This is a genomic window from Dactylosporangium sp. NPDC000244, from assembly GCF_040300725.1.
In the GTDB taxonomy this organism is placed as follows: domain Bacteria; phylum Actinomycetota; class Actinomycetes; order Mycobacteriales; family Micromonosporaceae; genus Dactylosporangium.
On sequence record NZ_JBEPEH010000040.1, the window covers coordinates 14,453 to 37,364 of the forward strand.

The 22,912-nt window shown below is 73.9% G+C and carries 18 protein-coding genes; 7 read left to right on the plus strand and 11 right to left on the minus strand.

Annotation, left to right across the window (positions count from 1 at the left end; genetic code table 11):
* Positions 1-28 precede the first annotated feature (28 nt).
* The 3 genes from ABT369_RS43710 to pspM all read left to right on the plus strand — a co-directional run bounded on the left by ABT369_RS43710 (position 29) and on the right by pspM (position 2,631).
* On the plus strand, positions 29-853 hold the full coding sequence (locus ABT369_RS43710; RefSeq protein ID WP_350621977.1) for a hypothetical protein: 825 nt from the start codon (positions 29-31) through the stop codon (positions 851-853).
* A 142-nt stretch (positions 854-995) separates the two neighbouring features.
* Positions 996-1,850 (plus strand): PspA/IM30 family protein, encoded by an 855-nt coding sequence (locus ABT369_RS43715; protein ID WP_350621979.1) that lies wholly within the window; start codon positions 996-998, stop codon positions 1,848-1,850.
* A gap of 19 nt (positions 1,851-1,869) precedes the next feature.
* Complete coding sequence (gene pspM, locus ABT369_RS43720) at positions 1,870-2,631, plus strand: phage shock envelope stress response protein PspM (RefSeq protein WP_350621981.1); 762 nt, start codon at positions 1,870-1,872, stop codon at positions 2,629-2,631.
* A 391-nt stretch (positions 2,632-3,022) separates the two neighbouring features.
* On the opposite strand, the gene ABT369_RS43725 is transcribed toward pspM, so the two are convergent.
* The 6 genes from ABT369_RS43725 to ABT369_RS43750 form a co-directional block, all read right to left on the minus strand.
* On the minus strand, positions 3,023-3,844 hold the full coding sequence (locus ABT369_RS43725; RefSeq protein WP_350621983.1) for a hypothetical protein: 822 nt from the start codon (positions 3,842-3,844) through the stop codon (positions 3,023-3,025).
* Between the two features lie 265 nt (positions 3,845-4,109).
* Positions 4,110-4,922 carry a DNA-formamidopyrimidine glycosylase family protein gene (locus tag ABT369_RS43730; RefSeq protein WP_350621985.1) on the minus strand — a complete coding sequence of 271 codons (813 nt, stop codon included), beginning with the start codon at positions 4,920-4,922 and terminating at the stop codon, positions 4,110-4,112.
* Positions 4,923-4,925: 3 nt separating this feature from the next.
* Positions 4,926-5,387, minus strand: a complete 462-nt coding sequence (locus tag ABT369_RS43735; protein ID WP_350621987.1) for a hypothetical protein — start codon at positions 5,385-5,387, stop codon at positions 4,926-4,928.
* A gap of 12 nt (positions 5,388-5,399) precedes the next feature.
* Positions 5,400-5,873: a GNAT family N-acetyltransferase gene (locus tag ABT369_RS43740; RefSeq protein ID WP_350621989.1), complete on the minus strand. Its 474-nt coding sequence runs from the start codon at positions 5,871-5,873 to the stop codon at positions 5,400-5,402.
* Positions 5,874-7,298, minus strand: coding sequence for a glycoside hydrolase family 5 protein (locus tag ABT369_RS43745; RefSeq protein WP_350621991.1), 1,425 nt, complete (start codon positions 7,296-7,298; stop codon positions 5,874-5,876). It abuts the gene before it with no gap.
* A gap of 188 nt (positions 7,299-7,486) precedes the next feature.
* A complete protein-coding gene (locus ABT369_RS43750; RefSeq protein ID WP_350621993.1) occupies positions 7,487-8,419 on the minus strand; it encodes an LLM class F420-dependent oxidoreductase in 933 nt (310 codons plus the stop codon).
* An 18-nt stretch (positions 8,420-8,437) separates the two neighbouring features.
* Here ABT369_RS43750 and ABT369_RS43755 point away from each other — a divergent pair, with 18 nt between their 5' ends.
* Entirely contained in the window at positions 8,438-9,202 is a 765-nt protein-coding gene (locus tag ABT369_RS43755) for an SAM hydrolase/SAM-dependent halogenase family protein (protein ID WP_350621995.1), read from the plus strand.
* 365 nt (positions 9,203-9,567) lie between these two features.
* Here ABT369_RS43755 and ABT369_RS43760 read toward each other — a convergent pair whose 3' ends face one another.
* The 3 genes from ABT369_RS43760 to ABT369_RS43770 all read right to left on the minus strand — a co-directional run bounded on the left by ABT369_RS43760 (position 9,568) and on the right by ABT369_RS43770 (position 16,126).
* The gene (locus tag ABT369_RS43760) at positions 9,568-14,070 is read right to left on the minus strand and encodes an ATP-dependent helicase (RefSeq protein ID WP_350621997.1); all 4,503 of its coding nucleotides are present in this window, start codon (positions 14,068-14,070) and stop codon (positions 9,568-9,570) included.
* Between the two features lie 188 nt (positions 14,071-14,258).
* Positions 14,259-14,948, minus strand: a complete 690-nt coding sequence (gene leuE / locus ABT369_RS43765) for a leucine efflux protein LeuE (protein ID WP_502891898.1) — start codon at positions 14,946-14,948, stop codon at positions 14,259-14,261.
* On the minus strand, positions 14,870-16,126 hold the full coding sequence (locus ABT369_RS43770; protein WP_502891899.1) for a bifunctional pyridoxamine 5'-phosphate oxidase family protein/GNAT family N-acetyltransferase: 1,257 nt from the start codon (positions 16,124-16,126) through the stop codon (positions 14,870-14,872). Before ABT369_RS43770 ends, leuE begins: the two co-directional genes overlap by 79 nt.
* Positions 16,127-16,859: 733 nt before the next feature.
* Between ABT369_RS43770 and ABT369_RS43775 the strand changes: the two genes are divergently transcribed.
* The 3 genes from ABT369_RS43775 (at position 16,860) to ABT369_RS43785 (ending at position 21,311) form a co-directional block, all read left to right on the plus strand.
* Positions 16,860-18,815 carry a hypothetical protein gene (locus ABT369_RS43775; RefSeq protein ID WP_350622001.1) on the plus strand — a complete coding sequence of 652 codons (1,956 nt, stop codon included), beginning with the start codon at positions 16,860-16,862 and terminating at the stop codon, positions 18,813-18,815.
* A gap of 576 nt (positions 18,816-19,391) precedes the next feature.
* The gene (locus ABT369_RS43780; protein ID WP_350622003.1) at positions 19,392-19,958 is read left to right on the plus strand and encodes a hypothetical protein; all 567 of its coding nucleotides are present in this window, start codon (positions 19,392-19,394) and stop codon (positions 19,956-19,958) included.
* 210 nt (positions 19,959-20,168) lie between these two features.
* Positions 20,169-21,311: an acyl-CoA dehydrogenase family protein gene (locus ABT369_RS43785; RefSeq protein WP_350622005.1), complete on the plus strand. Its 1,143-nt coding sequence runs from the start codon at positions 20,169-20,171 to the stop codon at positions 21,309-21,311.
* Here ABT369_RS43785 and dhaL read toward each other — a convergent pair.
* A complete protein-coding gene (gene dhaL / locus ABT369_RS43790; RefSeq protein WP_350622007.1) occupies positions 21,286-21,909 on the minus strand; it encodes a dihydroxyacetone kinase subunit DhaL in 624 nt (207 codons plus the stop codon). The genes ABT369_RS43785 and dhaL overlap by 26 nt on opposite strands.
* On the minus strand, positions 21,906-22,901 hold the full coding sequence (dhaK, locus tag ABT369_RS43795) for a dihydroxyacetone kinase subunit DhaK (RefSeq protein WP_350622009.1): 996 nt from the start codon (positions 22,899-22,901) through the stop codon (positions 21,906-21,908). Before dhaK ends, dhaL begins: the two co-directional genes overlap by 4 nt.
* Positions 22,902-22,912 lie beyond the last annotated feature (11 nt).

A 22,912-nucleotide genomic window follows, 5' to 3' on the forward strand; every position in this document is an offset into this window, starting at 1 on the left:
CTCAGGTCGAAGGGGCACACTTACCGTCGTGGGCGTCAAGGAGCAGCTGACCGAGCCGTGGGGACTCGTCGCCGCGGGCGTGCTGGGGGGCATGGGCGGTGCGGTGGCGGCCGCCCTGGCCCCGGCCGGCCTGCTCGTCGGCGTGCCGGTCGGGCTCGCGGTCGCGGGCGCGGTGTACGGGATTCGGGTCGGCCTCGGCGTGCTCACCGACCGCGGCGGGTCATCGCCCCGGCCGCTGAACGCCGCGCCGCCCCCGAGCCTGCCCACCCCGCCGCGGGGCAGCGACGCCGAGCGGTTCCTCAAGCGCGCCGAGGCCGCGGTGCGCACGCTGCGACGGCAGGCGGAGGGCACCGGCGACCCGATCCTGAGGAGCCAGATCTCCGAGGTCGACGACTCGGCCGCCGGGGCGCTCGGGGACCTCGCCCGCTTCGCCGGGCAGGTGACGCTGATCGACCAGACGGCGGCGGGGATCAACACACAGCGGCTTCGGCAGGAGTACAACCAGCTCCAGCGCGGCCTGTCCGGCCTCGCCCCGGGACCGTTGCGCGACGAACGGGAGCGGGCCCGGCGCGCCGTCGCGGACCAGCTCGACGTCGGTCAGCGGCTGCGCGAGGCCCGCGAGATGCTCCTGGCCCGCATGCAGTCCGCGGTGCTGGGCATGGAGGGCCTGGTCGCGCGGATGGCGGAGCTGGTCGCTCTGCACGCGACCACGGTCGGCGGCGCACCGCTGACCGCGTCCAAGGTGGCGGAGCTCACGAACGACCTCGAGGGCCTGCGCGCAGGCCTGGCCGAGGCCGAGCGGCTGTCGCGCTCGGCGCTCTCGGGTGGGGATGTCCCGGGCCCACAGCCCTGAGATCCCCCTGACTTGTGTCTGCAATGTACGTGTTTGGCAGTGATTTTCCGGGGGTTGGCCCGCGACCGGACGTGACGCTCTAGCGCGAGCCTGACACGATAGAAGCTGCACGTCCCCGTGCTGGCCGAGAGAGGACCGCGAAATGGCGAATCCGTTCGCTAAGGGCTGGAAGTACCTCATGGCGCTGTTCGGTGCCAAGATCGACGAGTACGCCGATCCGAAGGTGCAGATCCAGCAGGCGATCGAGGACGCGCAGCGTCAGCACCAGGCGCTCGTGCAGCAGGCCGCGGCGGTGATCGGCAACCAGCGGCAGCTGGAGATGCGGCTGTCCCGGCAGATGTCCGAGGTTGAGAAGCTGCAGGGTTCCGCGCGGCAGGCGCTGATGCTCGCCGACAAGTCCCGCGCCGAGGGGGACGAGGCGAAGGCGACGCAGTACGAGCAGACGGCGCAGGTGTTCGCCACCCAGCTCGTCGCGGCCGAGCAGGGCATGGAGGACCTCAAGACCCTCCACGACCAGTCGCTCAACGCCGCCGCCCAGGCGCGCAAGGCGGTCGAGAACAACGCGATGATGCTCCAGCAGAAGCTCGCCGAGCGCACGAAGCTGCTCAGCCAGCTCGAGCAGGCGAAGATGCAGGAGACCGTCGCCAAGTCGCTCGAGTCGATGAGCGGCCTCGCCGCCCCCGGCAACACCCCGTCGCTGGACGAGGTGCGGGAGAAGATCGAGCGGCGGTACGCCAACGCGATGGGCCGCGCCGAGCTCGCCTCGAACTCGGTGGAGGGCCGCATGCTCGAGGTGCAGCGCTCGACCCTCGACATGGCCGGCAGCTCCCGCCTCGACCAGATCCGCGCGAGCATGGCCGGCGAGAAGCTCGCCTCCGCGCCGGAGTCGCCGTCGGTCGCCTCGGCCGGGCCGAAGGACGCCAGCATTTCCCGGCTCGACGAGATCCGGGCCAGCATGAAGGACAAGCAGGCGGGAGATTCGGCCAGCGCAGGCTGACCGGGATCGGGGGGCGGTCATGGCCAGCGATCGGACGAAGCACCTCAAGCGGCTGCGGAAACTGCACCGCTCCGCCCGCGGCTGGACCGTGCGCGCGGGCCTGCTCACCGGGGCGACCGCCGTCCTCGTGCCGTATGCCGGCCTCGGCCTGCCCGACGCGTTCTGGGCGGCCGCGGCCGGCGGCTCCATCGCCATCGCCTGGTGGCGCTGGCTGGACTTCCGGGCCTTCCGCGCGCTGCCGGTGCCGGCCGAGCCCGATCCGGCGCTCGCGGGCACCATGGCGCGGGAGAAGCTCGTCGGGCTGGTCCAGCGGCTTCCGGCCGGGCGCACCGCGATAGCCGAGTTCGACCGGCAGCGCGACGTGTTCAAGCTGCGGGGCCTCACCGTCGCCGAGCCCTGGCGGCGCCTGGACCGCGCCGCCACCATGCTCAGCGGGCTGGTCGGGCGACTCGGGCCGGCCGCCGAGGGAGCCGTACTGGACGCGGCGGTGGCCGAGCGGCAGCTGCGCGATCTCGCCCAGCGGTGCGCGTCCGTCGAGCGCACGATGCGCATCGGGCCCTCGGGTGATGCGCTGCGGCCCGCTCATCGGATGCTCGCCGAGCAGCTCGAGCAGGGGGTCACCGCGTACGAGCAGTTCGTGACCGCGGCCGCTGGGTGTGTTGCTGAGGACAATGCGGCGGTGGGCAGTCTCGCGGATGCGACGGCGTTTTTGCGTGGGGTTGCGGAGGGGCTCGCGGATCTGCGCAGTCCTCAGGCCGCGCCTCGCCCGCAGACCGCTTGATTTCGAGCCCCCGCCGTGCCAGAGGCCGCGGCGGGGGTCGCGCGGAGGGGGCTTGCGGACCTGCGCAGTCGTCAGGCCGCGCCGCGCCCGAGTCCGCGGCGAGGTCGCGCTGAAGGGCTTCGGAGCTGCATGGTCCTTAGGCCGCGCCTCGCCCGTAGACCGCTTCAGTTCGAGTCTGCGCCGTGCCCGAGTCCACGCCGCGCCTGACGCCGCGCCGTGTTTGAGTCCGCGCGGCTCTTGAGGCTGCTGCGCGCTTGGCCGCGGAATGGCGTTCCGTTCAGCGAAAAGTCCGACACTCCGTGATCGGACTTTTCGGATTTATATCCCGACAGGCGAAAAATCCGAAAAGTCGTGCGCGGAGCGCCCGACTTTTCGAAGATCACTCACGAGGTCACTCCGTCGGCAGCAGATAACGCCAGCTCGCCCGGACCACGGTGCCGTCGGCCATGCGGTACGTCGGCCAGGCCCCGCGCTGATCCAGGTCCCGCGTGAGCATGCGCACCGCCGCCCGCGCCGCGTCGCCGTCCAAGTCGGTGCGGCGCAGGCCCTCCGCGTCGGGGGACGGCAGCGTGACGCCGCTCGGCCACGGGTTCACCGTCGCCGACGGGCTCGGGTCGGGCACGATCGGGGTGCCGGTGCCAGCCTGCCCTTCGAGCGCCGGAACGGCCACGACGCGGACGCGGGTGGCGAGGTATGGCTGCGCGGTCGCGGACACCGTCTTGTGCACGGCGGCGAGGCGGTCGCGGGCGTCGTAGAGCACATCCGCGTACACGTGATCGGGTTTGAGCTCGTCGAGCCCCTCGGCCGTGAACGTCAGCGGCCCCGTCGGCGACCACACCGAGACCTTCGTCACGGGCGCGTCGGCGATCGTCATGGTGGGCGTCGGCTTCTTCTGCGAGCCGCCCGCGCGCAGGTCGTCCGCGATGCCGGCGGCGAGGGTGCGCAGCTGGTCGGGGTCCAGGCGGGAGCGGTACGTCGCGTCCGCGATGGCGTCGCCGTCGCCGTAGACGACCAGGCGGGGCGGGCGCAGCGCGGCGATCCCGGCCGCGGTGAACCCGCCGGTGAGCTCCCAGGTCGCGATCGGCTGGTCCTGGGGCGGGTTGAACGAGGTCGTCGGGGTGGGCGTCACCAGAGGCGCACCGTCGCACGCGGACAGCGTGGCCGCCGCGACGAACCCGGCGAGCAGGCCGCGCCGGGTCATGCGGTGATCCATCGCGCCCCTCCCCATGAGACGTACCGGCCAGCACCCTACCCGGTGCGCGCGATCTCGAAGCACGCCGGTCACGGGGGTAACAACCGCCGAGCGGTCGATGCGGATACGTCGCGAAATAACGGGGCTTCAAATTTGGCTTAGGGAATGGGGCATTCCGGGGCAGGCTGGATAGCGTGACGAGGGTGCACATGCCGTACGACATCCAGCGCTTCTGGCTTGTCGACCTCGACGCCGAGGGCGACCTCGTGCTCGTGCGGCCGCGCGGTCACGCCCGGTCCGGGGGTCCGTTCCCCGGCTGGCAGTGCGGGCACCAGTATGTGATGCGATCGTTGTCACCGCCGGTCCAGCGGCGGATGGTGGTGCGGCACCGCCGGCAGGGCTGACCGGCGCGCTCGAACACCCAGTTGGTCTCGCCGCGGCGCAGCGAGCCCGTCGTGGTCTGGGTGAAGCGGCCCCGGTTCGAGTTGAGCAGCGCGTGGGCCTTCGCGACCAGCGCGCCCGGGTCCGCGACGTCGCCGGTGGGCGTCCACGGGGACACGCCGCGCAGGAACAGCGTTTCGGCCTTGTAAAGGTTCCCGATCCCGGCGAGGTTGCGCTGGTCGAGCAGCGCGTCGGCGATCCAGCGCTCGGGCCTGGCCAGCAGCCGGCGCACCGCCTCGTCGGCGTCCCAGTCCTCGCCCATCAGGTCGGGGCCGAGGTGCCCGACGAGCCGCGCCTCCTCGCGCGTGGGCACCAGGTCGAGCTCGTGCAGATGGAAGCCGACGGCGACCGCGGCCGGCGTGTGCAGCGCGACGCGGATCAGGTGCGCGGGGCGGCCGGTCCAGCGCTCGCCCGGCCCGTACGTGCGCCACGCGCCGTCCATACGCAGGTGGGAGTGCAGGGTGAGCGGCTCCCGGCCGTCCTTCGTCAGCCGCAGCAGCAGGTGCTTGCCCCGGCACGCGGACTCGGCGACGGTCCAGCCGGACAGGTCGGCCGCCGCCAGCCGCGGCACCCGGAAGTCGCTGCGCGTGATGGTCTGGCCGGTGATCGCCGATCCGAGCACGCGCGCGGTGTTCCAGACGGTGTCGCCCTCGGGCACGTGTCAGCCGCCGGCCGGGGCCACGGAGTAGCGCTGCAGGTGCCCGCGGGCCTCGAGCGCGGCGACGACCGAGTCGGCGTCCGAGCGCGACTCGAGGCGGGCCACCTCGTACCGCTCGCCGTCGTCGCCCTCGCGCAGCACGAGCCACAGCCCGGCCTCGACGCGGGCGCGCACCTTCCGGGCGTCCTTCTCGGCCTGCCGGAGATGGTCGGCGGCCTGCTCCTCGGCGATGCGCAGGATCTGGTCGACCCGGGTGCCGAGCCCGGAGAGCGTCGGGCGGCCGTCCTCGCCCTCCTCGCTCGGCTCGTAGGTCGTCGGCCCGCTCGCGGCGAGCATGACGAGCCCGATGACCGTCGCGGCGACGCCCGTCCACAGGGCCGTGGCCTGCGCCCGGGACGCGGCGAGCTGCGAGCCGGCGAACAGCCCCACGCCGAGCCCGATCAGCACCAACGCCACACGCCTCATGTCACTGAGAGGCTAGCCGATCCGTTCCAGCTGCATGATCCCGTCACCGGCGGGCAGCGCCGAGGTCCGCCCGGTCGGGCGGTACCCGGCCTTCTCGTAGAGCCGGCGCGCCCGCGCGTTGCTCGTGCGCGTCCACAGCGTGGTGCGGGCCCACCCGGCCGCGTGCAGCGCGTCGAGGACCAGGCCGCCGAGGCCCGCACCCCAGCGCGCGGGCGCGACGAACACCATGGACACGTGGCCCTCCCCGGCGACGGGCGCCCCCGCGCCGTCGTCCGCCCGGCCCGGCTCGGCCAGCCCCATCGCCACCGTCTCGCCCGCGCCCTGGTCAACGGCCACGACGACGAGCGCGCCGGGCTCGCGGAGCTTGGCGCGCACCCGTTCCACGCGCGCGGGCGCGGGCGCGTGGCCGCGCGCCTCGTTGGCGGCCCGCCACACCTCCAGCGCGGGTTCGAGGTCGCCCGGTCCGGCCCGCCGCACATCGATCACCTAAGCAGTGAGCACCTGGCGGCCCATCGGTGTCAACCGCTGGCACAGCGCGGGCGGGGGCCAGGTGACGCTGCGCAGCTCGTCGTCGTACGACATCCAGTAGTGCCCGCTGCCGTCGTGGTCGAAGTACGCGTGCGACTCGTAGGCGACCCGGTGCGCGGGGTCCCGGATCCAGGCGACCGGGTGCATCTCGCCCCACGAGGGCGGTCCGATGGGGGTGTACCCGCTGACGAGGATCGCCCGCCGGTCCCCGGTCGCGCGGATGGCGTCGACCGCCTCCTGGGCCGCACGCTGCCAGATCAGCGCGCCCGCGCGCCCGTCCGCGGCCAGTCGCGTCGGCTCGTTCAGCAGCCCGAGCCCGATCACCGACGGGTCGTCGGCCGCGACGCTCAGCCGCCGCCAGAAGTCGGCCAGGGCCGTCGTCGGCAGCGCGAACTCGCCGAGCCGCAGCATGCGCGGCGGCCCGTCCCGGCCGCCCCCGAGCGCGTAGTCGCCGTAGTTGTGCAGGTCGATGATGACCGCGAGCCCGGCCCGCCGCGCGTGCTCGAGCGCGTCGCGCACCCGCGCGAGCTCGGTCGCGTCCAGCGGCCCGAACGGCCGCGGCTGCAGCCGCTCCCAGTTGACCGCCAGCCGCACGAGGCGCACGCCGCGGCCGGCCAGGAACGCGTAACTCGACGGCGTCTCGTACGTGTAGTCCAGGCCGTAGCGGCCCGGGTTCGTGGTGCCGAAGCCGCCGTCGCTGTCCGAGGCGGCGAACGAGCCCGCGGCCAGGTTCACGCCGCGCAGATATCCGGGTGTACTCGCATGCCGCTCGACGATGTGCGCCTGCGGCCCGGCCACGTCGACCCGCAGGCCTTGCGCGACCGGGCGGTACACGGCCATCGGGTAGTTCGCGGGCCACGCGCCGGCGGCCCAGGCGGTGACGGGGAGCCCGATCGCGTCGGCCGCCTCGTACCAGACCTCCGCGACCCGGCTCCACTGCTCCGCGTCCCGGTCGCCGGGCCAGCCGATCTCGCCGATGAACCCGGTCGCGTGGTTGCGCCGCAGCCAGGCGGAGAAGTTGGCGAGCCCGGCCACGGCGCGGGCCTGCACGACGTCGTCGACGCAGAGCACCTTGACGGGCCGGGGTTGCGCCATCGGTACCGCCAGTGCCGCCACCATGATCAGCAGCACGCCACCGAGCGCGAAGCCCCGTTGCAGCCTTCTCGCGACCGCCCCGGCGCCGGGCCGTCCCCGGGTGACGCGCCGCCCGGGCGGCCTCGGCTGAGACCTCGGGCCACCCGGCGGCTCCGTCGCGCGGTCGTCCCGCTCGGACGCGTCCTGGCGTTCGGGCGCGTCGTCTCGCTCGGACGCGTCGTCTTGCTCGGGCGCGTCGTACTGCTCCCGCGCGTCGTCCCGCTCGGGCGCGTCGTCTCGCTCGGACACGTCGTCTTGCTCGGGCGCGTCGTGCTGCTCCCGCGCGTCGTCTCGCTCGGGCGCGTCCTCCCGTTGTCGCGCCTCATGTCGCTCGGGCGGCCGCGGTGTTCTCGGCGGGTGGGCGCTTTCGTGTGCTGCGTCGCTCCCGGGCACGCACGGGGACTGCCCACTTTTCGGCGTTGTATCGCCGCGCGGGCTCAGTCGAGCAGGGGTGCCACCTCGGCCGCGATCAGCTCCAGGTGCTCGAGGTCGCGCAGGTCCAGCACCTGCAGGAACGCGCGGGAGGCGCCGGCCTTCACGAAGCCGCTGATCTGCTCGGCGAGGCGTTGCGGCGTGCCGTACAGCTGACCGGCCTGCGGCCCGCCGGGGTTCAGGCCGACCGCCTCCGCGCGGCGACGGACCTCGGCCTCGGTCGCGCCGCACACGATCGTCTGCGCGAACGAGAACACGATCGGCGCGCGCCCGTCGCGACCCTCGGCCTCGATCGCCTCGACCACGCGCCGGTACTGCGCGTCGGTGTCATCCAGCGACGCGAACGGCACGTTGAACTCGTCGGCGTACCGAGCGGCGAGCCGCGGCGTGCGCTTCGGCCCCGTCCCGCCGATGATCACCGGCGGCCCCGCGGGCTGCACGGGCTTGGGCAGCGCCGGGGAGTCGACGACGTCGTAGTAGCGGCCTTCGAAGGAGTACGTCATCCCGGGCGGCGTCGCCCAGAGCCCCTTGATGATCTCCAGCTGCTCGGTGAGCCGGTCGAAGCGCTCGCCCACGGGCGGGAACGGAATGCCGTACGCGGCGTGCTCCCGCTCGTACCAGCCCGTGCCCAGCCCTAGCTCGACCCGCCCGCCGCTCATCGCGTCGACCTGCGCCACCGCGATCGCGAGCGGCCCCGGAAGCCGGAACGTCGCCGAGGTCACGAGCGTGCCGAGCCGGATCGTCGAGGTCTCCCGCGCGAGCGCGCCGAGCGTCACCCACGAGTCGGTCGGCCCCGGCATCCCGCCGCCGGACCCGGTCAGATAGTGGTCGGACCGGAAGAACGCCTCGAAGCCGAGCTCCTCGGCCCGCCGCGCGATGGCAAGCTGGTCCTCGTACGTAGCCCCCAGCTGAGGCTCGGTGAACACGCAAAGCCGCATGGAGCGGACACTATCGCGATGATCTCGTTCACGACCGACTACGGCCTGTCGGACGGCTTCGTGGCGGCCTGCCACGGCGTGCTCGCCCGCCTTGCCCCGCAGGCCCGGGTCCTCGACATCACCCACCTGATCCCACCCGGCGACATCCGCCGCGGCGCCGCGATCCTGGCCCAGACGGTCCCGTCCCTGCCGCGGGGCGTACACCTGGCCGTGGTCGATCCCGGCGTGGGCACGGCCCGCCGCCCGATCGCCATCGCCACGGCCGGCGGCAGCTTCCTCGTGGGCCCGGACAACGGCCTGCTCATCCCGGCGGCCCTAGCGCTGGGCGGCGTGACCACGGCCGTGGCGCTGACGAACCGCTCGTGGTTCGCGCCGGAGGTCTCGCACACCTTCCACGGCCGCGACATCTTCGCCCCCGTGGCCGCCCGCCTGTCCGAGGGCGCCGCCCTGCTCGACGCGGGCGAGGAGATCACGGACTGGGTGACACTGCCGCAGCCGTACGTCGAGCAGACCCCCGGCCGCCTCGTCGCCGAAGTCCAGACGGTGGACCATTTCGGCAACGTCCAGCTGGCCGCCACGGCCGCGGCCCTGTCCCCGATCCCCGCCCACGCCGAGGTGAACGGCACCCCGGCCGTGCACACGACGACCTTCGGCAACGCGGACCCGAACGCCTTGGTACTCCTGGCCGACTCGGCGGGCTACGCGGCGATCGCGGTGAACGGCGGCAACGCGGCCCAGCGCCTGACCCTGTCCCCGGGCGACCGAGTGACCATCACGTACTGACCCCGCACCTCGCGCACATTCACCGCGCGCCGCGTCACGCCGGACCGCCGCGTGGGTTGCCTTCACGGCCGCGCCTTGCCGCGTTTCGCTTCCACCGCACGGCCATTGCGCTCGGCTCTGTCAGGCACCGCACGATTGCCGCGCACCGCACACCGCACACCCGCGTACCGCACGATTGCCGCGCACCGCACACCCGCGCACCGCGCACCGCACACGACCCGATCCGCAGGGCCGTCGCGAGCCGACCCGCCGCGAGCCGGTGCGGCAGGCCGTCGCGAGCCCACGCCGGCCGCCGCGAGCCGCGCCGCCCCGGAGCGGCGAGCTGTTCTTCGTTCCAGCTCCTCGATTCGGTCAAAGGCCAGTCGTCAGCCGCGTAGTCGTAGTCCTCTCGGTGTGCTGCGGAACCCCGCGCTCGCCAGCGCATCGCGCAAGGACGACTGCAGGATCGACTCCCCGTCCGCCCGTTCGACCGACAGCGCCCCCAACGCGCCCCCGTGCACCGCGTCCGCCAGCGCCTTCGCGGCCAGGGCGAGCAGCTCCGGGTCGTCGGCGTAGGACAGCAGGGTGCGGCCGCCGCGCTCGACGTAGAGGATCAGGTCGCCGCCCACGGTGACGACCAGCGAGCCGGCCTTGCGGCCCGCGCGGTGGCCGGACCGCTCGCCGTCGCCGACGTCGACGACACGCTCGGGCCAGGGCAGGGCCGCGCCGTACGGGTTCGCCGGGTCGGTCGCGGCCAGCACGAGCGCGTCGCGGTGCTCGGTCCCGCCGCGCAGGCGGTCGACCGCGCCCGGCAGGGCGAACTGGGCGGCGCCGAGGCCCTCGACGAAGTAGCCGCGCCGGGCCGCGCCGCGCTCCTCCATCGCGGCGAGCACCGGGTAGACGCCGGCGAAGGCGCCCGGCAGGTCCTCGGCCATGACCGCGCCGCGGGTGACGACCCCGTGCCGGTCCAGCAGCAGCTCGGCGTTGGCGGTCGCGCGCCGGGTCGGGTCGAGGTCGCGCTCGGGCAGCCGATACCACCGGCCCGCGGCCGTCGGCGGGCCGCTGCGGGCGACGGCGAGCGCGGCGCGGCCGAGCGAGAGAGAGCCCGCCCGTCGGTACCGCGACTTCGGCGCCGAGGGCCGCGACCGGTGCGCCCCGCCGCCGCCGAGCTTCGCCCGCAGCGGCGCGATCGTGTCGTTGGACAGGTGGCCGGCCCAGACGAGGTCCCAGAGGGCGGCCACGAGCTCCTCCTCGGGCGCGTGGATGTGCTCGGCGAGCCCGCGGAAGAACAGCGCCTGCCCGCCGGCGAGGGCGTCGAGCACGGCCTCGTGCAGCGGCCCGCCCACCTCGGCGGCCGGCGGCAGGAGCAGCGGCGCGGCGTCGGCGAAGGCGAGGGTCACCCAGCCGTCGTGCTCGCCGATCGAGCCGGTGCCGGCCCACACCAGGTCGCCGGAGGCGGTGAGCTCGTCGAGGTAGGCCTGGCTGTAGTCCCCGACCCGGGCCGGCAGGATGAGCCGCTCCAGCGCCGAGGCGGGCATCGCCACCCCCTGCAGCTGCTCGATCGCCGACGCCACGGCCTCCACGCCGCGGGCCCGGGAGGAGCCGCTGATGTGGTGCCACTGCGGCAGGAACCGGGCCAGCACGCGCGGCGGCACCGGCTCGATCTCGCGGCGCAGCGCGGCCAGCGAGCGGCGGCGCAGCAGGCGCAGGATCTCGGCGTCGCACCACTCGGTGCCGGCCCCGTCGGGGGAGAACTCGCCGGACACGGCCGAGGGCAGCCGGCGCAGCGCCTGCTCGACGACGAACACCCCGAGCCCGAAGCGTGCCGCGCACGCCGCGGCGGTGAACGGCGCGTGGGTGCGCGCGTAGCGGCTCACCAGGTCGCCGAGCGGGTCCGCGACCGGCTCCAGGTAGGCGGAGGGCAGGCCGACCGGCAACGCCACCCCCAGCGCGTCGCGGTATCGCCCGGCGTCCTCGACGGCGATCCAGCGCGCCTCCCCGGCGACGCGGACCTGGATCGCGCGCCGCCGGTCGGCCAGCTCCCGCGCCCAGGCCGGATCGGCGCCGCGGGCCGCGAGCCCGTCGTCGCCGAGGTCGCCGAGCACCCGCAGCATCTCGGCGACGTCCTCGGCGTCGCGCGGGGTGCGCTGCTCGCCGAGCCACTGCAGGCTCGACTCGGTCTCGGCGACCACGGCCGGGTCGAGCAGCTCCCGTAGCTCCACCCGCCCGAGCAGCTCCGCGAGCAGGGTCGGGTCGAGCGCGAGGGCGGCGGCGCGGCGCTCGGCCAGCGGCGCGTCGCCCTCGTAGAGAAACGCCCCGACGTAGCCGAACAGCAGCGACCGGGCGAACGGGGAGGGCCGCTCGGTCTCGACCTCGACCAGCCGCAGCTTGCGCCCGGCCACGTCGCGCATCACCCCGACGAGCCCGGCCACGTCGAACACGTCCTGCAGGCACTCCCGCGCGGCCTCCAGCGTGATCGGGAAGTCGGCGTAGTCGCGGGCCACGTCGAGCAGCTGGGCGGAGCGCTGACGCTGCTGCCACAGCGGCTGCCGACGGCGCGGGTCCCGCCGCGGCAGGAGCAGGGCCCGGGCCGCGCACTCGCGGAACCGCGCCGCGAACATCGCCGACGTGCCGACCGTCTCCTCGACGATCCCGGCGATCTCGTCCGGGTCGAAGGCGACCAGCTCGGCGCCGGGCGGCTCGTCGGCCACGTCGGGCAGCCGCACCACGATCCCGTCGTCGCTCGGCATGACCTGGGCATCCACCCCGTACCGCTCCTGCAGCCGCCGCCCGATCGCCAGCGCCCACGGCGCATTGACGCGGGCCCCGAGGACACAGTGGACAGTCATCCGCCAGTCCCCGAGTTCGTCGCGGAACCGCTCGACCAGCACCGTGCGGTCGTCGGGCAGGTGCCGGGTCGCGGCCCGCTGCTCGCGCAGGTAGGCCAGCAGGTTGTCGGCCGCCCAGTCGTCGAGCCCGCCGGCCCGCAGGTGCACCCGGGCCGCCTCGTCGCCGGACTTCACGAATCCGCGCAGCCGCGCCCCGATCGCCCGCCCCAGCTCCACCGGCCGCCCCGGCGAGTCGCCCTTCCAGAACGGCATCTTCGCCGCGGCGCCGGGCGCGGGGGAGACCAGCACCCGGTCGGGGGTGATGTCCTCGATCCGCCACGACGTCGAGCCGAGCAGGAACACGTCGCCGACCCGCGACTCGTAGACCATCTCCTCGTCGAGCTCGCCGACCCGGGCCGCCTTCTCCGCGCCCGCCAGGAACACGCCGAACATGCCCCGGTCGGGGATCGTGCCGCCGCTGGTGACCGCGAGCCGCTGGGCGCCGGGCCGGGCCGAGAGCTGCCCCTCGGTGCGGTCCCACACGAGCCGCGGCCGCAGCTCGGCGAAGGCGGTGGACGGGTAGCGCCCGGCCAGCATGTCCAGCACCGCGAACAGCGCCGAGTCGGGCAGGTCGGCGTAGACCGCGGCCCGCCGCACGAGCTTGGCGAGGTCGTCGACGGACCAGGCCTCCATCGACACCATCGCGACGATCTGCTGGGCCAGGACGTCGAGCGGGTTGCGCGGGTAGCGCAGCTCCTCGATGCCGCCCTCCACCATGCGCTCGGCCACGACCGCGCACGAGACCAGGTCGCCGCGGTGCTTGGGGAAGACCACGCCGCGGGAGACGGCCCCGACCTGGTGCCCGGCCCGCCCGACCCGCTGCAGCCCCGCCGCGACGCTCGGCGGCGCCTCGATCTGCACCACCAGGTCGACGGCGCCCATGTCGATGCCCAGCTCCAGGCTGGAGGTGGCGACGACGGCCGGCAGCTGCCCGGACTTGAGCGCCTCCTCGATGTGCTTGCGCTCCTCGCGGGAGACGCTGCCGTGGTGCGCGCGGGCCACGACCGGCGGCGCGCCTCCGGCCATGCCGGCCTGGGCCATCATCTCGGCCGGGGTGCGGGCCGGCTCCGGCTGCGGCACCCCGGCGCGGGCCCCGGCCAGCTCGTTGATCCGGGCGCAGAGCCGCTCGGCGCCGCGCCGCGAGTTGGTGAACACGATGGTCGAGCGGTGGGCCTGGATCAGGTCGAGCACGCGCTCCTCGACGGCCGGCCAGATGGACGCCTGCCGGGGCGCCCCGTCGTCGTCCTCGCCGGGCGCGGCCTCGCCCAGCGCCGTCATGTCCTCGACCGGCACCTGGACCTCGACCTCGATGGTCTTGGCGCTCGGCGGCTGGACGATCTCCACCGAAGCCGCCCCGCCCAGGAAGCGCGCGGTCTCGTCGATGGGCCGCACGGTCGCCGAGAGCCCGATGCGCTGCGCCGGCCGCTCCAGCAGCGCGTCGAGCCGTTCGAGTGACAGCGCCAGGTGCGCCCCGCGCTTGGTGGCGCAGACCGCGTGCACCTCGTCGATGATCACGGTCTCGACGCCGCGCAGCGACTCCCGCGCCTGCGAGGTGAGCAGCAGGAACAGCGACTCGGGGGTGGTGATCAGGATGTCCGGCGGGGTGCGGGCGAAGGCCCGGCGCTCGTCGGCCGGGGTGTCGCCGGTGCGCATGCCCACCCGGATGTCGGGAGGCTCCTGGCCGAGCCGCGCGGCGGCCTGCCGGATGCCGGCCAGCGGGGCCCGCAGGTTGCGCTCGACGTCGACGGCCAGCGCCTTGAGCGGGCTGACGTAGAGCACCCGGCACCGGCGGGCGGGCTCGGCGGGCGGCTCGGCGGCCAACCGATCGAGGGACCACAGGAACGCGGCGAGGGTCTTGCCGGAGCCGGTCGGCGCCACCACGAGCGCGTGCCGGCCTGCGCTGATCGCCCGCCACGCGCCCGCCTGTGCCCTGGTCGGTGCCGCGAACGCGGCGCGGAACCACTCGCGTGTCGCCGCCCCGAAACCATCCAGCTCTGCCATGCCCACAATCCTGCACCGGGGGTACGACACTTTTTGAGGGCGGCAGCGATTTGCCCGAATTGGTCCGTTTGGCTACTGTATTGCACACCCGAAGGGACACCCGAACTTGCCTGGCCGGGCAACGAGGGGTCCCCTGCCCGGTCAGGCGGGGGACCCCGATGCGGCCGCACGGCCCAAGAAGCGGTGCCTCAGGAGAGGCTGGCCGTCGCGAGCTTCACGCTGAAGGCCAGGAACGCGCCCCCGACCAGCGTCGTCAGCCCCTTGGCGAGCCGGCGCCGCGCCCGGAAGCGATCGGCCAGGAACCGCCCGCCGAAGATCAGCCCCGTCAGGTACAGCGCGCTGAGCACCTCCGCGACCGCCCCGAGCACCAGGAAGCTGACCGCTGGGAGCGGGTACGACGGATCCACGAACAGGATGAAGAACGACACGAAGAACAGGATCGCCTTCGGGTTGAGCAGGCTGATCACGAGCGCACGGCGGAAGGGCCGGTCCGCGGGCGCGGCCGCTACCGTCGCGTCCTCGGCGCCCTTGCGCCGCAACGTGCTGACGACGAGCCGGACGCCGACGAAGGCCAGGTACGCCGCGCCGGCGTACTTCACGATGCCGAACAGCCACGGAGTGCTGTGCAGCAGCGAGGCGACCCCGCCGGCCGACAGCGTCATGAGCACCGCGTCGCCGAGCCACACCCCGGCCGCCGCCCGGTAGCCGTCGCGCACCCCGCGCCGCGCGGCGACCGAGAGCACGTACAGCGAGTTGGGCCCCGGCAGCAGCACGATCGCGAGCGTGCCGAGCACGTACGTCAGGGGGTTGGTGATGCCGAGCACGTGCCGCCTCCGTTGTCCAGCGCCGCGGCCAGCCGGTCTCGCGCGGCTGGCCATTCGTCGGTGATCATGGAGTACAGCACGGTGTCACGCTGGCTGCCATCAGCCCTTCGGCGGTGGCTGCGCAGGACGCCCTCCCGCTGCGCGCCGAGCCTCTCGATCGCCCGCTGAGAGCGCTCGTTGCGCACGTCCGTGTGCCACTCGACCCGCAGCGCGCCGAGGGTGTCGAAGGCGTGCTGGAGCATGAGCAGCTTCGACTCGGTGTTGACCGCGGTACGCCACCAGGGCCGGCCGATCATGGTGTGCCCGATGGCGACGCCTCGTTGCACCGGATTGACGGCGTAGTACGAGGTGCTGCCGACGATCCGCCCGGTCGCGACGTCGCGTTGCACGAAGGGCACCCGATCGGCGTCGGCCAGCGCCGCGGCGACGATCACCGCCGTCTCCGCGACCGAGCGCGGCCGCGGGATCGTGAGGTGCGTCCAGACCTCGGCGTCGTCCAGCGCCGCGAACAGCCCGGGCGCGTGGGCGTGATCGAGCGGCTCGAGCACGATGTGGCGGCCCCGCAGCGCGCCCGGGCGCCGCCAAGGATCACTGTCCGGACGCAGATAACCCGGCAGCGGTACCTCCTGAGCCTCCGCCGGCACCGGAAGCCCCCGAGTGAGCGTGAGCGGTACGACCCCTGCCCAATGCGGCAACGAGGCGTCCTCGGGATCGTCCTTCGGGCCGCCGCGCCGGACCTTGGCCGAGGCCTCGGCGAGGGGCAGCGCGAGCAGCGACGTCTGCGCGGACTCGCGGCGGCTCGGGCGCCGGCTGTCGGCGTCGCGCCCGGGCGCCACCTTGTCCACGAGCGCGGCGAACGCGCGGGCGCGCTCGTCCTCGTCCGCGACCGGGCGCGCGATGCCGTGGACGATCACCGAGCGGTAGTTGGCGCTGTGGTTGAACTGCGAGCGGGCCAGCACGAGCCCGTCGATGATCGTCACCGCGACGCACACGGGCAGCCCCTCCGCGCGCGCGGCGAGCATCGGGCGGCTGCCGGTGGAGCCGTGCAGGTACAGCGTGTCGCCGACGCGCGCATGCAGCGTCGGGAGCACGCGCGGCTCACCGTCGGCGACGTAGCTGAGGTGGCAGACGTACGCCTCGTCCAGCACCTCGTGCACCAGCTCGACGTCGTAGGAGGCCCGTTCGGGCATGCGCCGAGGCGTGCTGCGCGCCGTCTGCTGATACGTCTCCACGGTGCTCCTTATGTACTAGTACAAAAGCGCGAATGTGGCAGTACAATAGCAGCCGGTCCCTGAGCAGCGGCAACCGAAAAATGTCGGACCCCCTCGCTAATGTCCCCACCGATCGGGGGCACCGCTCGCAAAACGGGGGCGAGCGGTGCCCGCATTCGGGGGAGGCACCAGCATGCAGACCGTTCTCGCGCTCCTGGCCGCATCGGCGCTCATCACGGCCCGCTTCGCCCGGCTCCGCTCGCATCGCCTGCTCCGACGCTCCATCGACCGCTTCGGCAACGGCGGCGAGAGGCGAGGCACGACGGAGCCCTGTTCCCCTCGCCGCCGACCCACGTTCCGGGCGACCACGGTCGGCTCTGAGGCCCTGGCCGCACCAGCGCGCATCGGCCGGCCTGCTCCTGCGCTCCAGCGACGACGGCGGGAGGCGAGCCATCTCCGGACGGTCGGCGTCGAGGCGCTCGCCAACCCCTTGGACGTCACGAAGGTGTCGCACTCCCGCGTCGACTCAACGGCCGCCGAACGCCTCGGCGCCCCGGCACTCGCGGCCGATAGGGCCCCTGACCTCGGCGAAGTTGATCGTGCTGGTCGTCGGCGGGCACCGGGGCGACCGCGACTCCGGCCGTTTCCGAAATATTTGCGCACCCGCAACGGCCTATCGACGGTTGAAGGGGGAGTAGGCGGCCCCGCCGCAGGGTCCGGCCGCGCGCCGGCCGCTCACTCAGGGAGGAAGAGCATGCGACCCGACCACCCCCGGTCAACCCTCACGCCGACGATTCCTTGCCTGCCGGCGGCCCGGCTCCTGACCCTCCCGGCTGCCCGGCGCTCGCCCGCCCCGCTGTCCGCGCGAACGACGTGCACGCTGGACTTCACGTCCGCCGCCGCCCACACCCCAGCCCCCGCCGCGCCCGCTTTAGCCCCCGCCGCGCCCGCCCACGTCCTGGCCCTCGGCGCCGCCACGCCCGCCGCCGCGACACCCGCCCACGTCCTGGCCCTCGGCGCCGCCACGCCCGTCCCAGCCCTCGCCGCCGCGCCACCGGCCGCCGAGCGCCCCGGACCCCGGTCGGAGCCGGAGATCGCCGACCCTGGGCTCGCCCGGCTCGTGCCAGTCGTCCGCGTCCTCGCCGCGCCCGGATCCCTCTTACCGGCCCGGGCCTGGTGCTCGCTCGACATGACCGGCCCGTCCCCGGCTCCCGCACCTCTCGCCCACGGCCTCACGTTCCCGCCGGCGTCACTCCTGTCCGCCCCGGCCGCCCGCACCCCGGCGCTGTCCGGCCGGACCTGGTGCTCGCTCGCCGTCGCGGCGCCCTGTCCGCCGCCCATCTCCGCGACCTTCCAGCCGGCGACGAAGGCGAGCGCGGCCCCGGTGTCCGCGCGCGGGCTCGCGATTTCGCCGGCCCCGTGGCTCCTCGTCCCGGCTGGCCCCGCACCCGAGCTGCCGGCCCGCACCTCCTGCTCGCTCGACGTCGTCGACCCCGTCGCCGAACTCCTGCCCTCCGACTGGGGAATCAAGGGCGTCTACCCGGTGCTGGTCGCTCCCGTGGTCGCCTCGGGCCGAGCCGGACTGTCGGCCCGGGTCTCGTGTGAGCTCGTCCCGCCACCGGCCCCCGCGGAAGTCGCCGCCCGGGTGCGTCTGCTTCTGCCCTTGGCCGCGACCGCCGAACCGCACGCACCCGTCGACGCCCGGCCGCCCGTGTCCGTGGCGAACGGGTTCGCGCCGCCCGTGTCCATGGCGAACGGGTCTGTGGCGAACGGGTCTGTGGCGGAGCCGGTCGCGGCCGGAGACGTGCGGCGCGAACACGAAAACGCCGGGGAGTCGGTTGCGGCTGGGGGTCCGCGGGAGAGCACGGCGGAGCCGGTGCCGGGGCTTCGCGATCGAGGGCGTAATGGCGGGCGCGGGCAGTGGCGGCGCTTCGGTGGGCGGGCGAAGGAGCTCGCCGGGGTCGTGGTCGCGGTACTCGTGGCGCTCGTGATGGGCGGGTGCGGGGTCGGCGGCGAGCAGCCCGGGTCGACCTCGGCGGCGGCATCGACCGACCCGGCCGGGAAGGACGCGCTGGTGGGGGCGGTGAAGGCGCTGCAGGGGACGACGTACGGGTACACGATGAAGATCGATAACGGGACCGTCACCGGGGTCGTGGACCCGACCGGGAAGCGGCAGGCGCGGCTCGACTCGGTCGCGTCGGGGGTGAAGTTCTCGCTCGAGGGGATCGTGCTCGGGGGCGGGGAGCGGTACTTCCGCACGAGCATTCCGGCGGCCGGGGTGAGCTCGAAGAAGTGGTACCGGTTCGATCGGACCAAGGTGACGCGGACCGAGATCATCGGGCTGTTCGAGACCAAGGACCCGACCAGCAGCCAGGACTTCGTGGCCCGGGTCGCCCGGGCTCGGCTCGAGGACGGCGGGAAGATCACGGGCACCTACGACCTCACGCGCGGCGGTGACCTCGGGCTCGCGGACCAGGCGGGGCTCACGGCGCTCGGCGAGCGCGCGAAGGCAGTGCCGTTCGTGGTGACGCTCGACGCGCAGGGGCGGCTGGCCTCGGTACGGGTGACGGTGCCCGCCTACGCGGGGGCCGCCGAGCGCACGCTCACCGTCGACTACCGCGACCAGGGCAAGCCGGCGCAGGTCACGGTTCCGAAGGCGGCGGAGGTCGCACCCGCGAATGCCGCTGTCTACAACCTGTTGAACAACTGAACTTTGGCTTTGGCCGCGGGCCCGGGGCGCGCGGAGGCCGGTACGCTCCGCCGCGTGACGAGGACGACCGCCCGGCCGGCGCGACCCGAGGACACGGTGCGTCGCGCGCACGGGAAGGACCGCGGCTCCGGAGCCGGCGGCTTGCATCGACGCGTGGCTCGGAGAAGACGGGACGGTGCTCGTCTCCGGCCCGGGGCCGGTTCGTCCGCGGCGGCCGCGCGTGAGGGCTCAGCGGGCGGGCCGCTGGTGCCTGGCCCGGGTGGCGCACCGGTTGGGGTCCGGGTGCCTGACCCAAGCAGCGCACCGGTTGGCGTTCGGGTGCCCGACTCGGGCAGTGCATCGGGCGGCGTCCGGGGGCGTGGTTTCGGTGCGGGGGCGGTTCGAGGGCCGGGCGCGGCCCGGGTGTGGAGTGCTCGGTGCGGGCGGGCGTTGGCTGCGGCCCTGCTCGTCGCGGTGGGTCTTGCGGGCTGTACGCACCAAGGGGTTCAGCCGGCGCCTACGGTCAGTGTCAAGCCGTCGCCCAGCGGGTTGGCGGCCGGGGTCTGGCATCTCGGGTTCAGCAGTTACCGGTTCAAGGTGGTCGCCAAGGAGGGCAGCTACACCGGCGGGATCGATCCGCTCGCGGATCTGCTCGACGCCTCGGTCTCCGTCAGTTCCCGCGGGGCCTCGCTCACGATCGACACCGTTGAGGTGCGGGGGAGCGCGTACACGCGGCTCACCGGGTTGCCGCTGCCGGGGTTCGACGGGCAGGCCTGGTATCGGATCGACTCGGCCCGGGTCACGAAGCCGGGGGCGCTCGGGCTCAGCGCCACCAAGGACCCTACCGGCGTGCAGGCGCTCATCGCGGCCTCGCACGACGTCCGGCGCGATGGGCGCACGTACTCCGGCACCGTCGACATGACCCGGATCGTCGCGTGGGGGCCGGTCAACGTCGGGCAGGTCATGCAGCTCGGGGAAGCGGCCCGGGCGGTGCCGTTCGAGGCGAGCGTGGACGAGCAGGAGCGGCTGGTCTCGGTCACGGTGCGCATCCCGGACAACCCGGTGACGGCGACCTACTCGGACTTCGGCACGGCCGTGAACGCCGTGGAGCCCAAGGACGCGCAGCCGCTGCCCGACCACCTCTACGGCATGCTCGGACTCTAGGCAGGCCGCGAAGGCGGTGCGACCCCGCCAATCGCCGCCGGGGCAAGAGCCGAGGCGCAAGACGGCGAGGGGCCGCGAAGGCGGTGCGGCCACCCCGGCGCGCCGCCAACCGCCACCCAGGGCAAGAGCCGAGGCACGAGGCGGCGGAGGGCCGCGAAGGCAGGGTGCGAGGCTAGGCGAGACAGTGTCTCGCGTCGCACACTTGCGCCCATGGAGCAGCACCTGTACGAGGCCGAGCACCACGCGTTCCGGGACCTCTGCCGGGAGTTTCTCGCCCGCGAGGCCGTGCCGCACAACGACGAGTGGGACAAGGCCGGCATCGTCGACCGGGAGATCTGGCGCAAGGCCGGCGCGGCGGGGCTGCTCGGCATGGACGTCGACGAGGAGTACGGCGGCGGGGGGCAGCGGGACTTCCGGTTCAACGCGGTCCTCGTCGAGGAGATCATCGCGGCGGGGGCGTCGGGGCTCGGGTTCGGGCTGCACAACGACGTCGTCGCGCCGTACCTGACGGATCTCACCACCGGCGAGCAGAAGAAGCGCTGGCTGCCCGGCTTCTGCTCCGGCGACATCGTCACCGCGATCGCGATGAGCGAGCCGGGCGCGGGCAGCGACCTGGCCGGCATCCGTACGAACGCGGTGCGCGACGGCGACTCCTGGGTGCTCAACGGGCAGAAGACGTTCATCACCAACGGCGAGATGGCCGACCTGGTCGTGGTCGTGGCCAAGACCGACGCGTCCAAGGGCGCGCACGGCATCAGCCTGTTCGCGGTGGAGACGGGCACGCCCGGGTTCACGCGCGGGCGCCGGCTGGAGAAGGTCGGGCTCAAGGCGAACGACACGGCCGAGCTGTTCTTCGACGACTGCCGCATTCCCGCCGAGAACCTGATCGGCCAGGAGGACGGCGGCTTCTACCACCTGATGGCAAACCTGCCCCGGGAGCGGCTCGGCATCGCGGTGGCGGCGGTCGCGGCGGCGGAGTCGGTGCTCGCCATGACGCTGGAGTACGTCCGCGGGCGCGAGGCCTTCGGGCGGCCCATCGGCACGTTCCAGCACAACCGGTTCCTGCTCGCCGAGCTCGACACCGAGGTGACCATCGCGCGGACGTTCCTCAACCACTGCATCCTGGAGCAGAACGCGGGCCGGCTCAGCGTCGCCGACGCGGCCAAGGCGAAGTGGTGGACGACGGAGCTGCAGAACAAGGTCGCGGACCGGTGCGTGCAGCTGCACGGCGGGTACGGCTTCATGATGGAGTACCCGGTCGCCAAGGCGTGGCTCAACAGCCGGGTCCAGACCATCTACGGCGGCACCACCGAGATCATGAAGGAGATCATCGGTCGTTCGCTCGGGCTGTGACCCGGGCGAGGGCTTCCAGGATGAGCGCGGTCGATGTGGCGCCGGGGTCTGGGTGCCCGGCGCTGCGCTCGCCCAGGTAGGAGGCACGGCCTTTGCGGGCGATCAGCGGTACCGTCGAAGCTGCTCCTGCTTTTGCCGCTTCAGCGGCGGCCCGGGCCGCGACGGGCTCTCCGGAGGCGAAGGCGCCCGCGTAGGCGTCCACGGCGGGGGCCAGCGCGTCGACCATGGTCTTGTCGCCGACCTCCGCCTTGCCCAGTTGCCGCACGCCGTCCAGCGCCGCCTGCAGCCCCTCGGCGAACGTCCCGCCCTGGCGCAGCGTCTTGCCCAGGGCGCGGAACACGGTGCCGTAGAGCGGCCCGGATGCGCCGCCGACCTTCGACAGCAGCGTGGTGCCGGTCTTGCCGAGCACGTCGCCGGCGGAGGTCGGCTCCAGGCCGCCGAGCGCGGTGGTCACGGCGTCGAAGCCGCGGCGCATGTTCACGCCGTGGTCGCCGTCGCCGATCGCGGTGTCGAGGTCGGTGAGGTGCTGCGCCTCCGCGCGCACGGACTCGGCGACGGCGGCGATCCACTCCCGGGCCAGGGCCTCGTCCACGCTCACACCCCCCAGCGCAGCGCGGGCGTGCGCACGGGCGCGTCCCACAGGCGCAGCAGCTCGTCGTCGGCGCGGCACACGGTCAGGGAGATGCCGACCATGTCGAGGCTGGTGACGTAGCTGCCGACGAGGGAGCGCGCGATGGTCGCCCCGGACTCGTCGAGCAGGCGGCGGATCTCGCCGAACATGAGGTACAACTCCATCAGCGGCGTGCCGCCCAGCCCGTTCACGAGCAGGATGAGGGGCTCGGAGCCGACCGGTTTCGCGGTGAGCACCGCGTCGACGACCAGCGCGGCCAGCTCCCGGGCCGGGCGCATCCGCTCGCGGCTGCGGCCGGGCTCGCCGTGGATGCCGACGCCCACCTCGATCTCGTCCGCGGCGAGCTCGAATCCGGGTTTTCCAGAAGCGGGAGTCGTACCGGCTGTGAGCGCGACGGCGAACGACGCCGAACGCTCGTTGACGGTGCGACCGATCGCGGCGACGGCATCGAGGTCCGCGCCCTCCTCGGCGAGCGCCCCGGCGATCTTCTCGATCAGCAGGGTCGCCCCGGTGCCGCGGCGCCCCGCGGTCCAGGTCGAGTCCTCGACCGCCACGTCGTCGTCGACGAGCACGGTCGCGACCCGCAGGCCCTCCTCGTCGGCGAGCTCGGCGGCCATCTGGAAGTTCATCACGTCGCCGGTGTAGTTCTTGATCACGTACACCACCCCGGCGCCCGTGTCGGCGGCCTTGGTGGCGGCGAGGATCTGGTCCGGGACGGGGGAGGTGAACACCTCGCCCGGGCAGGCGGCGTCGAGCATCCCGAGCCCGACGAAGCCGGCGTGCAGCGGCTCGTGCCCGGATCCGCCGCCGGAGACCAGGCCGACCTTGCCCGGCCGCGGCGGCTCCGCCCGCGCGACGTACTGCTCCTCGAGGTCCACCCGCAGCTCGGGATGGGCGGCGGCGAGCCCGGCGAGCGCCTCCCGGACGACGTCGGCCGGGTCGTTGATGAACTTTTTCATGGACATAGCAT

Excerpts from the sequence above, each read along its gene's own strand:
- ABT369_RS43750 (WP_350621993.1), bottom strand. The coding sequence starts at position 8,419 with ATGCGGCTTTGCGTGTTCACCGAGCCTCAGCTGGGGGCTACGTACGAG.
- pspM (WP_350621981.1), top strand. The coding sequence starts at position 1,870 with ATGGCCAGCGATCGGACGAAGCACCTCAAGCGGCTGCGGAAACTGCAC.
- ABT369_RS43725 (WP_350621983.1), bottom strand. The coding sequence starts at position 3,844 with ATGGATCACCGCATGACCCGGCGCGGCCTGCTCGCCGGGTTCGTCGCG.
- ABT369_RS43775 (WP_350622001.1), top strand. The coding sequence starts at position 16,860 with ATGCGACCCGACCACCCCCGGTCAACCCTCACGCCGACGATTCCTTGC.
- ABT369_RS43735 (WP_350621987.1), bottom strand. The coding sequence starts at position 5,387 with ATGAGGCGTGTGGCGTTGGTGCTGATCGGGCTCGGCGTGGGGCTGTTC.
- ABT369_RS43760 (WP_350621997.1), bottom strand. The coding sequence starts at position 14,070 with ATGGCAGAGCTGGATGGTTTCGGGGCGGCGACACGCGAGTGGTTCCGC.
- ABT369_RS43785 (WP_350622005.1), top strand. The coding sequence starts at position 20,169 with ATGGAGCAGCACCTGTACGAGGCCGAGCACCACGCGTTCCGGGACCTC.
- ABT369_RS43715 (WP_350621979.1), top strand. The coding sequence starts at position 996 with ATGGCGAATCCGTTCGCTAAGGGCTGGAAGTACCTCATGGCGCTGTTC.
- dhaK (WP_350622009.1), bottom strand. The coding sequence starts at position 22,901 with ATGAAAAAGTTCATCAACGACCCGGCCGACGTCGTCCGGGAGGCGCTC.
- ABT369_RS43755 (WP_350621995.1), top strand. The coding sequence starts at position 8,438 with ATGATCTCGTTCACGACCGACTACGGCCTGTCGGACGGCTTCGTGGCG.
- leuE (WP_502891898.1), bottom strand. The coding sequence starts at position 14,948 with ATGGCCAGCCGCGCGAGACCGGCTGGCCGCGGCGCTGGACAACGGAGG.